10 protein-coding genes and 1 tRNA gene are annotated in these 11,457 nt (G+C 60.4%); all 11 read left to right on the forward strand.

Annotated elements, in window-relative coordinates; all coding sequences use genetic code 11:
• Window positions 1–11 precede the first annotated feature (11 nt).
• The 11 genes from O987_RS11620 (at window position 12) to O987_RS11670 (ending at window position 11,419) form a co-directional block, all read left to right on the forward strand.
• Window positions 12–1,028 (forward strand): alpha/beta fold hydrolase, encoded by a 1,017-nt coding sequence (locus tag O987_RS11620; RefSeq protein WP_200879599.1) that lies wholly within the window; start codon window positions 12–14, stop codon window positions 1,026–1,028.
• Window positions 1,025–3,256 (forward strand): RelA/SpoT family protein, encoded by a 2,232-nt coding sequence (locus O987_RS11625; RefSeq protein WP_003055808.1) that lies wholly within the window; start codon window positions 1,025–1,027, stop codon window positions 3,254–3,256. Before O987_RS11620 ends, O987_RS11625 begins: the two co-directional genes overlap by 4 nt.
• A 105-nt stretch (window positions 3,257–3,361) precedes the next feature.
• Window positions 3,362–3,438, forward strand: a tRNA-Val gene (locus O987_RS11630).
• A gap of 341 nt (window positions 3,439–3,779) precedes the next feature.
• Window positions 3,780–4,712 (forward strand): LysR substrate-binding domain-containing protein, encoded by a 933-nt coding sequence (locus tag O987_RS11635; RefSeq protein ID WP_043372325.1) that lies wholly within the window; start codon window positions 3,780–3,782, stop codon window positions 4,710–4,712.
• 165 nt (window positions 4,713–4,877) lie between these two features.
• Complete coding sequence (locus tag O987_RS11640; RefSeq protein WP_043372326.1) at window positions 4,878–5,879, forward strand: Bug family tripartite tricarboxylate transporter substrate binding protein; 1,002 nt, start codon at window positions 4,878–4,880, stop codon at window positions 5,877–5,879.
• Window positions 5,872–6,291, forward strand: coding sequence for a Zn-ribbon domain-containing OB-fold protein (locus O987_RS11645; protein WP_003055801.1), 420 nt, complete (start codon window positions 5,872–5,874; stop codon window positions 6,289–6,291). The genes O987_RS11640 and O987_RS11645 overlap by 8 nt, the downstream gene beginning before the upstream one ends.
• Window positions 6,288–7,451 (forward strand): thiolase, encoded by a 1,164-nt coding sequence (locus O987_RS11650; RefSeq protein ID WP_043372328.1) that lies wholly within the window; start codon window positions 6,288–6,290, stop codon window positions 7,449–7,451. The genes O987_RS11645 and O987_RS11650 overlap by 4 nt, the downstream gene beginning before the upstream one ends.
• A 13-nt stretch (window positions 7,452–7,464) precedes the next feature.
• Window positions 7,465–8,151 (forward strand): 3-oxoacid CoA-transferase subunit A, encoded by a 687-nt coding sequence (locus O987_RS11655; protein ID WP_043372330.1) that lies wholly within the window; start codon window positions 7,465–7,467, stop codon window positions 8,149–8,151.
• Window positions 8,148–8,807 carry a 3-oxoacid CoA-transferase subunit B gene (locus O987_RS11660; protein ID WP_043372332.1) on the forward strand — a complete coding sequence of 220 codons (660 nt, stop codon included), beginning with the start codon at window positions 8,148–8,150 and terminating at the stop codon, window positions 8,805–8,807. The genes O987_RS11655 and O987_RS11660 overlap by 4 nt, the downstream gene beginning before the upstream one ends.
• 81 nt (window positions 8,808–8,888) lie before the next feature.
• The gene (locus O987_RS11665) at window positions 8,889–11,009 is read left to right on the forward strand and encodes a 3-hydroxyacyl-CoA dehydrogenase NAD-binding domain-containing protein (RefSeq protein WP_043372335.1); all 2,121 of its coding nucleotides are present in this window, start codon (window positions 8,889–8,891) and stop codon (window positions 11,007–11,009) included.
• Window positions 11,006–11,419, forward strand: coding sequence for a PaaI family thioesterase (locus tag O987_RS11670; protein WP_043372337.1), 414 nt, complete (start codon window positions 11,006–11,008; stop codon window positions 11,417–11,419). Before O987_RS11665 ends, O987_RS11670 begins: the two co-directional genes overlap by 4 nt.
• The last annotated feature ends 38 nt before the right edge of the window (window positions 11,420–11,457 follow it).

Genomic DNA, 11,457 nt, shown 5'->3' on the forward strand with positions numbered 1-11,457 from the left:
ACACGTTCTCCATGAATCAACCTACGCTGAATTACGTATCGTGTCCCGGAGCCTCTGCAATGGCTCCCACCTGGGCCAGCGCTCAGCGCCGGGAGCAGCTTGGGGCTCAACCCGAGGGCACCCACCGCATGGCGTACTGGGAGTGGAACCGTACCGGCAATCCAAGACATCCTCATGTCATCGTCTGCGTGCATGGCCTTTCGCGCCAGGGGCGGGACTTTGATGTGCTGGCCGCCGAGCTCAGCCGCTTTGCCCGCGTGATCTGCCCCGATGTGGTGGGACGCGGCGAAAGCGACTGGCTGGCCGACCCCATGGGTTATCAGCTGCCGCTGTACGCGGCCGATATGTTGGCGTTGCTGGCCCAGCTGCATGCTCAGGCGCCGATTGAAACCCTGGACTGGGTCGGCACCAGCATGGGCGGCCTGATCGGCATGGGCATCGTGGGCCAGCCCGGTCTGCCGCTGCCGGTGCCGGTGCGACGGCTGGTGCTCAACGACGTCGGCCCGACCATTGAGTGGGAGTCGCTGGAGCGCATCGGTTCCTATGTCGGCAAAAGCTTGCAGTTTCCCAACTTCGAGAGCGCTGCCGCCGCCATGCGCTTGATTTCCGAAGGATTCGGCCCACATAGCGATGAGCAGTGGAGCCGGCTCTCGCAGGCCATGATCAAGCCAGATCCCCAAGGGGGCGTGGTGCTGCATTACGACCCCCGTATTGCAGTGCCCATGGCCCAGATGACGCGCGAGACCGCCCAGGCTGGTGAGGCCTTGCTCTGGCAGCTTTACGACCAGATCACGGCACAGGTCTTGCTTATCAGAGGGGCCGAGTCCGATCTGCTTTCTGGCCGTACTGCCCAAGCCATGTCCGAGCGTGGCCCCAGAGTGCATTGCACGGAACTGGAAGGCGTGGGACATGCTCCAACGCTGATAGTGCCGGGGCAAGTGGCGTTGATACAAAAGTTTTTACAAGGGGATAAGGGTCTGCCTGCGAGCATCAGTCTTGCGCAGCAGGCCCAAGAGGAAGCTGCATGAAGACCAGCGATACCGTAACCACCGTCTCTGACGCCGCACCCAAGCTCACGGAGCCAACGCCGCATCTGATTACCGCCACTTCCGAGGTTTTGCCCGATCAAGTCAATGCGCTGGCGCGCGCCCGCGCCTTTGCCGAACCGCTGATTGCCGGCGAAGTTATGGAGACCGGTGAAAACACCCTGATCCACGCCGACGCCGTTGCCGCCATCCTCAAGAAAATCGGTGGCTCGGAAACCATGCAGGCGGCCATTTATCTGGTGCACGCCAGCGTGCACCTGAACAAGCCGCAGGAAGTGATTGCCAAGGCGTTTGGCGATAATTTTGCGACCCTGGCGGTCGAAACCATCAAGCTCATCCGCGTGCAACAGCAGGCGCGAGACGCCGAGTTGAGCAGCCAGCATGTCGATGGCGTGGCCACGCAGACCGAGAACGTGCGCAAGATGCTGCTGGGCTTCTCGCGCGATCTGCGCGTGGTGCTGCTGCGCCTGGCGTCGCGCCTGCAGACGCTGCGCTACTACGCGGCCGAGAAGAGTCCGGTCTCGCCCAGCATCGCGCGCGAAGCGCTGTATGTCTTTGCGCCGCTGGCCAACCGTCTGGGCATCTGGCAGATCAAATGGGAGCTCGAAGATCTGGCCTTCCGATTTCTGGAGCCCGATACCTACCGCCAGATAGCGCGTCTGCTCGACGAGAAGCGCGTCGAGCGCGAAGCCTATATGGAGCAGATGCGTGCGCGCCTCGAGGCCGACTTGCGCGCCCACAGCATCAGCGCCTCGGTGCAGGGGCGCCCCAAGCATATCTATAGCATCGTCAAGAAGATGCGCGGCAAGTCGCTGAGCTTCGACCAGCTGTTCGATATCCGTGCCATGCGCGTTATCGTGCCTACGGTCAAGGACTGCTATGCAGCCCTGTCCTGGGTGCATGAGCAGTTCACGCCGCTGGAAAAGGAGTTTGACGACTACATCGCCAAACCCAAGCCCAATGGCTATCAGTCGCTGCACACGGTGGTGCGCGATGAAACCGGCCGCACCATAGAGATCCAGATCCGTACCCAGGCCATGCACGACCATGCCGAACATGGCGTGGCTGCGCACTGGGCCTACAAGGAAGCCGGCACCAAGGGCTATGCGGGCGTGTCGGCGTCCAGCGAATATGACGCCAAGATTGCCGTGCTGCGCCAGTTGCTGGCCTGGGGCAGCGATCTGACGGGCTCGGCCCAGCGTGGCCTGTTCGAAGATCGCATCTATGTGCTGACTCCCGATGCGGCCGTGATCGAGCTGCCGCAAGGAGCCACGCCGGTGGACTTTGCCTACTCGGTGCACACCAGCCTTGGTCATCGCTGCCGCGGCGCGCGTGTGGACGGAGCCATGGTGCCGCTGAACACCGCTCTGGAAAGCGGTCAGACCGTGGAGATCAACACCGCCAAGGAAGACCGGCCCTCGCGCGACTGGCTCAATGCCGACCTGGGATATCTGGTCAGCAACCGGGCCAAGGCCAAGGTGCGCGCCTGGTTCAATGCCCAGGCCACGCACGAAACCGTGTCGCGCGGCCGGGAGGCGGTTGAGAAACTGCTGCAGCGCGAGGGCAAGACGGCGATCAAGCTCGAAGAGCTGGCGGCGCAACTGGGCTTCAAGTCTGCCGATGCACTCTTTGAAGTGGTGGGCAAGGACGAGTATTCGCTGCGCAATATCGAAGTAGTGCTGCGTCCCAGTGAAGAAACGCCAGAGGAAGACGCATTCACGCCGGTGCGCAAGGCGCGCGGCCATGACTCTTCGCGAGGCGGGGTGCTGGTGGTGGGCGTCGATTCGCTCATGACGCAGCTGGCCAAATGCTGCAAGCCAGCTCCTCCGGACGAGATCGGCGGCTTTGTGACCCGCGGCAAAGGCGTGAGCGTGCACCGCTGCGATTGCTCGAATTTCCGCGAGATGATGGCCAAGAGCCCCGAGCGGGTCATCGAGGTTGACTGGGGCACCCCCAAGAATGTGGACAAGGGCGGGCCGGTTTATCCCGTGGACGTCGCAGTCGAGGCAGCCGACCGTCAAGGCCTGCTGCGCGACATCTCGGACGTGTTTGCACGCGAGAAGACCAATGTCATCGGCGTACAGACCCAGTCCGTCAAGGGGACGGCGTGGATGACTTTCACCGTGGAAGTGGCCGACTCGGGCCGCCTCAACAAGGTGCTCGGCATCGTGGCCAGTGTCTCCGGCGTTCGCTCGGCCAGAAGGCGCTGATGTAAGTCCCAATTGCAGCTGGCTGCGCTCGATGACAAGAAAATGTTAGCTCTCAAAAAATGAGTGAAAAACCCGTGCTACAATTGCTTCATCGAACAGAACAACAGGCGCGTAGCTCAGCTGGTTAGAGCACCACCTTGACATGGTGGGGGTCGTTGGTTCGAGTCCAATCGCGCCTACCAAATGTGCAGATAAAACCAGAGTCTGCAGCAAAAAATGCCCGCTGAAAAGCGGGCATTTTTGTTTCCGGGATTCGGCTGGGTACGGAGCAGGTGCGCAATGCCTCCGGACATCGGCCTCGAACGTCAACATCCCGAACGGCATCCAAGACACAGGGCCGTCTGTCGCATCCCGTTTATTGAAGCGCGCGGTGGAGCAGTGAAGCAGGCCTTGCCTGGGCTGTTGCGCGGCGCTGGCTTTTGGTGAAAGACATTGCCGTCATGCAGCTGCTCCTGACTGCAAAGCAGGCGGGTCAGGGTAAAGCCAGCTTATCCCGACAAGTGCCTTCGAATATGATTTTTGAATGCGCTACGAGCTGACCGATCTCCGCCTGTTTCTTGAAATTGCCCAGGCAGGCAGCCTGACCGCGGGGGCATCGGCGGTGTTCATCACCCCGTCTGCTGCAAGTTACCGGCTCAAGAATCTGGAGCAGGCAATGGGCACGATTCTGTTCGAGCGCACTCCCAGGGGAATGGAGCTGTCACCTGCCGGCGACGCTGTGCTGACGCATGTGCGAGAGATCTTTGAAGGTATAGAGCGCATGCAGGGCGATGTGAGCCGCTTTATCTCCGGTATCAAGGGACATGTGCGCCTGGTGGCCAACAGCAGCTCTCTCAACGGCTTTATCACCCATACCCTGGGACGCTTTCTTGTGGCCTACCCAGGTATCGATGCCGAAGTGGACGAACGTCAGAGCGAGACGATTCCATCGGCGGTGCTGGCGCGCGAGGCCGACATCGGTATTTTCGCGGGTGAAACGGATGTCGAGGGCTTGAACATCTATCCGTACGCGGTGGACCGCCTGGTGATAGTCACGCCGAGAGATCATCTGCTCGCGTCGCAGCACAGCATTCGTCTGGCTGCAGCCTTGGACTTCGATTTTGTCTGCACGAGCAGAGCCAGCAGCAACTACCTGTTCTTGCGGGACACGGCCACCAAATACGGGCGGTCGGTGAGAGCCAGATTGCATACCCATGGTTTTGAGTCAGTGCTGTCTCTGGTGGCTTCCGGAGTGGGTGTGGCCATGGTTCCGACCAGCGTGCTGGCGAATCGGCAGCAGGCCAAGCTTCTGGCCGTCATCGAGCTGGACGAACCCTGGGCTTTGCGCAGGCTGAATCTGGCGATTCGCAAAGATGCTCGTTTTCCCAACTTCATCACCGCCTGCATGAATTTCCTTCTGGAAGATCCCCTGGTCGCCGCGACACGAGTGCAGTTGCCGATCCCTGCCATGGAATAGTCGCCTTCACGGCTCTGGGGGCGTGAACAATCCATTTGCCCCGAGTCTCCTATCAAATTCTCAAACAGGGCGTTCGAATCTTTCTGATTGAGCTGTCAGGTAGCGATTCATACACTGAATCAGCGCTGAAAAGCGTTGCTAACTACAGATTGGAAGGAGACACGGATGGCGATTTCACCCCTGGGCAAGGGCTGCCCAATTGCTTATGCCCTGGTGTTGGGATGGGCGGCTGTTTCGGCTTCGACAGGTGTTGCATTGGCGCAATCTCGCACCTATCCGAGCAAGCCTGTCACGATCGTCGTTGCATTTCCTCCGGGTGGAATGACAGATATCGTCAGCCGTGCGTTGGCCAAAGAACTGTCGGAGAACCTCAAACAGCCTTTTGTGATCGAGAACCGCGCTGGCGTGGCTGGTCAAGTGGGAACCGAATATGTCGCCAAGCAAGCGCCAGACGGCTACACCTTGCTGGTGGGCGCTACGGGCTATGTGATTGCTCCAGCCATGAAAAAGGTGGGATATGACCCCCTCAAGAGTCTGGAGCCGGTGGCCGTCCTGGCCAGGTCGCCCAATCTGATCGTGGTGAATCCGAAGGTTCCGGCCAAGACACTTCCCGAGTTTCTGGACTGGGCCAAGACGCAGGGCTCGATTCCCTATGGAACGGCAGGCGCGGCAGGCTCCACGCATCTGGGCGGAGAGTGGCTGGGCAAGGTCACCGGATATCCATTCGTGCATGTCCCCTACAAAGGGGCTGCGCCTGCGACCAATGACGCCGTCGCAGGGCAGATTCCCATGGCCGTCCAGGACTCGATGAGCGTTTCAGCGTTCATCACATCCGGGCGTCTGCGTCCCATCGCCAATATGGCGTCCGAACGCAGCAAGCTGTTCCCTGAGTTGCCGACGATGCAGGAGAGTGGGTTCAAGGGCTTTGATGTGTACACATGGCTGGGCTTGTATGCCCCGGCCGGAACGCCTGCTTCCGTCGTGACGATGCTGAACAAGGAGATCGGCACCATCATGAATTCTCCTGAAATGGTCGAGCGTCTGCGTTTGCAGTACAGCGAACCTCTGGGCGTGATGGATGTCGCCCGAACCCGCAGGTTCGTCGAAGCCGAGGTGAACAAGTGGAAGCGTGTGGTGCAGGAAACCGGTGTGAAGTCCGATGACTGAGGTCGATGCAAGCAAGATGGGCGGGCGTCAGTCTGCTTCGGTGGCTGCCTGCGACAAGCGGTATTTCGATGCCTTGGCCGATGGCCGCTTCGAGGTTCCTCAATGTCGCGAATGTGGACGGTTCCACTTCTTTCCCCGCGTTTGCTGTCCCCACTGCGGCTCGCAGGCCATCGACTGGGTGAGGGCTTCGGGAAGGGCAGTCGTGTATTCGGTGACGATTGTCCGCGCGCGCGAAGGAGCGGATTACACCGTGGTGCTGGTGACTCTCGAAGAAGGTCCCAGGCTCATGAGCCGTGTGGTCGACATCCCCGTCGATGAGGTGCGTATCGGTATGCCTGTTCGGGCCCGCATCGACATGGTGGAAGAAAGCCCTTTGCTGGTATTCGTCGCGGCACCGGGAGGGCAGGAATGAATACAGCATCTCCTAGAGGCTCCATCGCCATCCTCGGTACCGGCCTGGCCGGCATGGGGCATGCGGGTGGTGCCACGGAGCAGGAAATCATCGCACAGGCATCCTGCATGGCGATCGAGCGCAGCGGCCTGCGCAAATCCGATATCGACGGCATCATCACTTCCAGTCTCACCTCGCCCTGGTGGGTGATGCGCATGGCGGAGTACATGGGCATTCGTCCTCGGTTTTCCGACAGCACCATGTTTGGTGGCTCGGCCTTTATCGCAGACCTGAAGATCGCACAAATGGCGATCGATGCGGGGGAGTGCGAGAACGTGCTGATCTGCTACGGAAGCACGCCCCGCAGCGCGCCCAGTAGCTCTCGCGTCAATCAGATGCGCGCCGAGCTGGACCCCCAGCCCTACGAGCATCCCTACAAGGCCTTCAATCCGGTGTCCAGCTACTCGCTGGCGGCGGCTCGCCATATGTATGAGTACGGCACGACACGCAAGCAACTGGCAGCAGTGGCTGTGGCTGCGCGCAAATGGGCACAACTCAATCCGGATGCGTTTTCCAGGAAAACCTTGACGGTCGATGAGGTGATCAACTCCAGGATGATCTCGGACCCGTTGACCGTGCTCGATTGTTGCCTGGTTACGGACGGTGCGGGCGCGATCGTTGTCAGCTCCTCCCAGCGAGCCAGGAGTCTGCATGACAAGCCCATCTATGTACTGGGGAGCGGCTATGCCCACTGGCATCGTCAGATCTCGTGCATGGAAGACCTGACTGCGACACCTGCAGTGGAGTCGGGTCGCAAGGCGTTTGCCCAAGCCGGGCTTGCACCGGCCGACGTGGATGTGGTGCAGCTATACGACGCCTTCACCATCAACCCCATTCTGTTTCTCGAAGACCTGGGCTTTTGCAGCAAGGGCGAGGGCGGAGCTTTCATCGAGGGAGGGCGGATCGAGCCGGGCGGTGCCTTTCCCATGAACACCAATGGCGGAGGTCTGTCGTGCGTGCATCCGGGCATGTACAGCATTTTCCTGGTCATCGAGGCCGTGACGCAACTGCGTGCAGAAGCAGATCTGCGTCAGGTGCAGGGTGCAGAAATTGCGCTGGTGCATGGCAACGGAGGCGTGCTCTCCAGTCAGGCCACAGCCATCCTGTCGTCGGTGCTGTAGAAGGGAGAAGAAAATGATCAACAAGATTCTCGATTCGGCTGCAGAGGCGGTGGCCGACATCGCAGACGGATCCTGCATTCTGGTCAGCGGGTTTGGACTGGCCGGCCAGCCCGGTGAGCTGCTGGATGCTCTTTATGCACAGGGCGCGAGTGAGCTGACGGTGGTCTGCAACAACAGCGGCAGCCGGGATATCGGTCCTGCTCGGCTGATTCGCGCCGGCAGAGTACGCAAGCTGCTTGCCTCCTATCCACGTGGTGCCGAATCAGATGCCTTCGAGAGCGCTTATGCCCAGGGGCGCATCGAGTATGAATGCATCCCCCAGGGGACGCTGGCTGAGCGTCTGCGCGCCGCAGGTGCCGGATTGGGCGGATTTCTGACACCCACAGGATACGGAACAGAGCTGGCTGCGGGCAAGGAGACGCGTGTCATCGACGGCGTCGGCTATGTTTTCGAGCAACCTTTGCATGGCGACTATGCGTTGGTGCAGGCGCATGTGGCCGACCGTTGGGGCAATCTGCTTTATCGCAAGGCGGCTCGCAATTTCGGTCCGATCATGTGCATGGCGGCGAAGGTTTCGATTGTGCAGGTAGCAGAGGTTGCGACGCTTGGAGAGCTGAATCCAGAGAGCATTGTCACTCCCGGAATTTTCGTGCAGCGCGTGGTCGTGAATGCCGCCGCTGCTCAGGAGCGGCGCGCATGAAGCAAGGAATGACACGCCGGCAGATGGCACAGCGTGTGGCCAGGGATATTCCTGCTGGTGCCTACGTCAATCTTGGAATTGGTCTGCCTGTCACCGTACTCGATCACTTCAAGCCGGAAGACGAAATCGTGGTGCACAGCGAGAACGGCATTCTTGGCATGCGTGCGCTGCTCGAAGGCGAGGCGGCAGATCCGGACATGTCTAACGCCGCCAAACTGCCTGTGAATATTCGCGCTGGTGGCAGCTTTTTCCATCATGCAGATTCCTTTGCCATGATGCGTGGCGGGCATCTGGACTTCTGCATTCTGGGTGGCTACGAGGTCTCGGAACACGGTGATCTCGCCAACTGGTCTTTGGGGCAGAAGAACGTGGCGACCGCAGTGGGCGGTGCAATGGATCTGGCGGTGGGGGCCAAGGCCGTCTACGTGCTCATGGAGCATGTCACGCGAGAGGGCAGGCCGCGCATTGTGAGCCAATGCAGCTTGCCCCTGACGGGGCGGCGTGTCGTCAAGCGTGTCTACACCGATCTGGCTGTCATCGATGTTCGGCCCCAGGGACTTGTTGTCATCGACATGCTGGAGGGGGTGGACGAACAGACCCTCGAAGCATGCACAGGGGCCGATTTGCGGTTCGAGCTGAAAAGGGCGCTGCCATGATCGACTCCTCCGACAGCTTCGCACCGCTGAACCAATACCCGTCCGCGATCCGTCCGCTCGTGCAGCACTGAAACAAGATCCATGAACGACTACAAGCAAGCAGCTCAACTTTCCGAAACCGTGCGCTATGAGGAGCACCAGGACGTTGCGCTCATTGTCATCGACAATCCACCTGTCAACGGGCTGGGCGACACGGTACGACGCGGTATTGCCCAAGGCATTGCCCGTGCACAAGCCAGTACCGCCGTGAGAGCCGTGGTGCTGCGTGGGCAGGGCAAGGTCTTCTGCGGCGGCGCGGACATACGCCAGTTCAATACCCCGGCTGCGACGGCGAGCCCCATGTTGCGCCAAGTCAACCGATCCATAGAGCGGTGCACCAAGCCCGTGGTAGCCTGCATTCACGGTGTAGCGCTGGGCGGCGGGCTGGAGCTGGCGCTGGCCTGTCACTACCGTGTCGCGGATTCATCCGCAAGAATGGGGCTGCCTGAGGTGAATCTGGGGCTGGTTCCCGGTGGTGGAGGGACGCAACGGCTTCCTCGGTTGATCGGGGCGGCGGATGCCGTGCGGCTGATCACTTCGGGCAAGCATGTCGAAGCCAAGGAGGCTCTGGAGCTTGGTCTGGTAGATGCAATTTTCGAGGACGATCTGGAGCAGGCCAGCATGATGTTTGCGCTGAGCATGGCGGGCAGTCATCCGGCGCTGCCGGTGCTGGCCGACATCCAGGCGCCCCCGCCCAAGGGCGAGCTGCCAGACTTCGACCGTCTTCGCACAGGTATCAATCCCAAGGCCCGTAACGCGATTGCGCAGCGTGCTGCCATCCAGTGCGTGAGAAGCGCCATGGACTTGCCTTTCGAGCAGGGCCTGGACAAGGAGCGTGAGCTGTTTGAGGAACTGGTTGTCGGAGCGCCTTCCAAGTCCTTGCGTCACATATTCTTTGCCGAGAAGGAAGCGGCCAAATTTGTTGGCAGGGACTGCGATGTGGCGGAGAGGCAGATTTGTCGTGTCGGTATTCTGGGCGCGGGCACCATGGGCGGCGGCATTGCCATGGCGTTTGCGAATGCAGGCATTCCAGTCGTCCTGTGCGAGCGAGAGCAGGCGGCGCTGGACCGCGGTATGGCGATGATCGAGCGCAACTATCAAATTTCCGTATCGCGTGGAGGGCTCACTGCCGAAGCGGTCAAGGAAAGGATGCAGCATATTCAGCAGACATTGGACCTGTCGGCGTTCGCAGAGGTCGATCTGGTCATAGAAGCCGTTTTCGAAGACATGGCGATCAAGCGCGATGTGTTTGTGCAGCTCGACAGGATCTGCAGAAAGGGGACGATTCTTGCCACCAATACGTCGCGGCTGAACATCAATGAGATCGCTGCTGTCACCCAGCGTCCCGAAGATGTCATCGGCCTGCATTTCTTCAGTCCGGCCAATGTGATGAAGTTGCTGGAAGTGGTGCGTGGAGAACGCACCTGCGACGCCGTCATCGCGAGCTGCATGCAGATGGCCGTGGCCATCGGCAAGATCCCCGTGCTGGTCGGCGTTTGCGAAGGCTTTGTGGGAAACCGCATGCTGACAGGGTACTGGCGAGAAGCGGGCTTTCTGCTTGAAGAGGGCGCCACGGTGCAGCAGATCGATGCCGCCATGCAGGCATTCGGCTTCGCGATGGGACCGCTTGCCATGGCCGATCTCGCGGGACTGGACATCAACTGGGCGACACGCAAGCGTCTTGCATCCACGAGGGCATCTCATCTGCGTTATTCCAGGGTTGCTGACAGTATCTGCGAGCAGGGTCGCTTCGGTCAGAAGACCGGTGCCGGCTACTACCGTTACGAAGCCGGCAATCGCACACCAGTTCCTGATCCCTTCGTCGAGGCGCTCATTGCGGAATGCGCACGCGTGGCCGGCATCGAGAGGCGTCGGGTCCGCGATGAGGAAATCGTCGAACGCTGTGTGCTTGCGCTGGTCAACGAAGGTGCGCGCATCGTCGACGAAGGAATCGCTCAACGCGCCTCCGATGTGGATGTGGTGTATGTCAATGGCTATGGCTTTCCTGCATGGCGGGGTGGGCCGATGTTCCATGCGCAGAGCCTGGGGTGGACGCAGGTTCTCGCAAAGATTCGGGATCTGCATGCCCGGCATGGCGAGCACTGGATTGTGGCGCCATGGATTGAACAACAAGCCCTGAACGACATATTGGCCCAGCCATGAGCACCTCCGCTTTCGTACTTCCGCAGGGATTTGAGGAGCATGTGTCACCCAGCAGCTTCGTGCTTGCGCAAGGCCCCATGTACAAGAGGCAGCGAGAAGACGGATCGCGCATCCTAGGCGTGAGGGTGCGCGAGCAGCACCTCAATCTGCACGGCATCGCACATGGTGGCTTTGTGGCGACGGTGGTCGACAACGCCATTGGCTATAACGTGGCGACGGCACTTTCCGGCTCGATAGTGACGGCTCAAATGAACATCGACTACCTGTCTTGTGCACGCCTGGGAGACTGGATCGAGGCCGAGGTACTGATCACCCGCAGGGGCCGGCGTATGTGCTTTGCCGAGTGCACTTTGCGCAATGGCAACGCGTTGATGGCGCGAGCCAGCTGCATTCTCGTGCCCATCTCCTGAGGCGCTGGGGCCACGCCCATTTCAGGCATGTCGTCAGT

This window comes from Comamonas testosteroni TK102, from assembly GCF_000739375.1.
In the GTDB taxonomy this organism is placed as follows: domain Bacteria; phylum Pseudomonadota; class Gammaproteobacteria; order Burkholderiales; family Burkholderiaceae_C; genus Comamonas; species Comamonas brasiliensis.